Below are 1,683 nucleotides of genomic sequence, written 5' to 3'. Positions count from 1 at the left end.
GCCAAACGCGCTGGCGTGCACGACATGATCCTGCATTTTCCTAAGGGCTACGACACGGTTTTGGGCGACGGCGGCGCGGGCTTGTCTGGTGGACAGAAACAACGTCTTGGCCTTGCTCGTGCCATGTACGGCGATCCGTCGCTGCTGGTATTGGATGAGCCTAACTCCAACTTGGATGATGCGGGTGAGCAGGCCCTGGTGGCCGCTGTGCAAGATCTGCGTCAGCGCGGCAAGACGATTGTTCTGATTACGCATCGCACAAGCATTATTGGCGCCACGACTAAATTGCTGTTGCTGCGTGATGGCACGGTCGGTAGCTTTGGTCCGACGCGCGAGGTGTTGCTCGCGCTGCAAGAGCAGCAACAAAAGCAGATCGCAGCGCAGCAAGCGGCACAACAGGCAGCTGCTCAACAAGCGGCAGCACAGCAAGCAGCTATGGCAGCTCAGCAGGCCGCACAGCAAGCGGCCCAGCAAGCTGTGCATCCCGGCGCGAACGACGCGAAAGCTGGCGCCGCGACGGAACAGGAGTAATCAATGTCGAACAATATCATCAAGAAGCCGGCCGAGCCGGCGACCGAGGTCATTTCGCATGACGTCACCCCGCTGACCGTCAATACCGATGCTGGTGCCTACTCCAAAATTGGCTGGACCGTAGTCTTGGGGGGATTCGTTGGATTCCTGTTGTGGGCTAGCTTTGCACCACTCGACAAGGGGGTTCCGCTGTCAGGCTTCGTTGCCAAGGAGACTAACCGGAAGACTGTGCAGTACCTGCAAGCCGGTACGGTACAAGATATCTTGGTGCACGATGGTGACGTTGTGAAAGCAGGGCAGGTAGTTGTGCGAATGAACGATGTTCAAGCTAGCTCCGCGATGCAGTCGACGCTGGCACAGTACATCATCGCACGTGCGGTGGAGGCTCGACTGACTGCTGAACTGACGGGAGGGAAGTCGGTGCCATTCCCGAAAGAGTTAGAGCAGTACAAAGAAGATCCGCGCGTTAAGGAAAATATGGATTTGCAGCGCCAACTGCTGGCCTCGCGTCAGATGGCGCTTGAAAGCGAGTTGGCGGCATTTACCGAAAATGCTGCCGGTCTGACGGCGCAGATCCAAGGGTTGGACGAGTCGCGCGAAAGTAAAAAAGCGCAGCTCAGTTTCTTGAAAGAGCAACTGGACAACAGTCGTGACCTTGCGAAGGAAGGCTATATTCCTCGTGCCCGCTTGCTTGAACTAGAACGTACTTATGCTCAAATCAATGGACAGATTTCTGAAGACGTCGGCAATTTGGCGCGTGCGCGCCGGCAGGTAGCGGAGACTAATCTGCGTCGTTCGCTGCGCCTGCAGGAGTATCAAAAAGACGCGCGCGCCCAGCTGTCGGATGTACACAAAGAAGCTGAATCGCTGGCAAGCCGACTGCAGGGCCAGCAGTATGAAGTGGCGAGCGTGGATGTCAAGGCGCCAGTAGATGGCGTGGTTGTGGGCAGCAACGTGTTTACCAAAGGCGGTGTTGTAGCGCCTGGCGCTAAGCTGATGGAGATTGTGCCGTCGCAGGACGCTTTGGTGGTAGAGGGGCAGTTGCCAGTGAACTTGATCGACCGTGTGCATGACGGCTTGCCAGCTGAACTGATCTTCGCAGCATTCAACACCAACAAGACGCCGCATATCCCTGGCGAAGTGATCAATGTC

2 protein-coding genes are annotated in these 1,683 nt (G+C 56.8%); both read left to right on the top strand.

The window, feature by feature from the left end; all coding sequences use genetic code 11:
• A partial coding sequence (locus AB4Z11_RS30945) for an ATP-binding cassette domain-containing protein (protein WP_442029901.1) occupies positions 1 to 531 on the top strand: 531 nt, incomplete at its 5' end.
• Between the two features lie 3 nt (positions 532 to 534).
• A partial coding sequence (locus tag AB4Z11_RS30940; protein ID WP_442029900.1) for an HlyD family type I secretion periplasmic adaptor subunit occupies positions 535 to 1,683 on the top strand: 1,149 nt, incomplete at its 3' end.

This window comes from Pseudoduganella sp. RAF53_2 (genome assembly GCF_052113985.1).
In the GTDB taxonomy this organism is placed as follows: Bacteria; Pseudomonadota; Gammaproteobacteria; order Burkholderiales; family Burkholderiaceae_D; genus Rugamonas.
This window is presented reverse-complemented; position numbering and strand designations above follow the sequence as displayed.